Source organism: Streptomyces sp. A18, from assembly GCF_059026065.1.
In genome coordinates this window covers 1-330 of record NZ_JBWLKL010000168.1, presented here as the reverse complement: position 1 = coordinate 330, position 330 = coordinate 1, and the positions used below count along the sequence as shown (strand labels likewise).

Annotated in this window: 1 protein-coding gene; it reads right to left on the bottom strand. The window is 72.4% G+C overall.

Features of this window, described 5'->3' with window-relative positions; translation table 11 throughout:
- Positions 1-330: tetratricopeptide repeat protein (locus tag AC5P1C_RS44000; RefSeq protein ID WP_493871613.1), on the bottom strand; the 330-nt coding region annotated here is incomplete at both ends.

The window sequence follows — 330 nt, the reverse complement described above, 5'->3', positions numbered from 1 at the left end:
GGCGAGGGTGTCGGGGTGGTCGGGGCCGAGCACACGCTCCCGATCGGCAAGCAGCTCCGCAGTGGCTACTACCGCTCCGGTGCGGTCTCCCGCCTCTGCCTGCCACCGGGCCAGGTTGTGCCGGGTGGCGAGGGTGTCGGGGTGGTCGGGGCCGAGCACCCGCTCCCGATCGGCCAGTAGGTCGGCGAAGGCTGCTACCGCTCTGGCCGGATCCCCCGCCCTGCCCCGCCAGGTGGCCAGGTTCTGCCGGGTTCTTAGGGTGTGGGGGTGGTCGGGGCCGAGCACACGTAGCTCGTTCTCCAGTAGGTCGGCGAACGCTGCTGCAGCGCC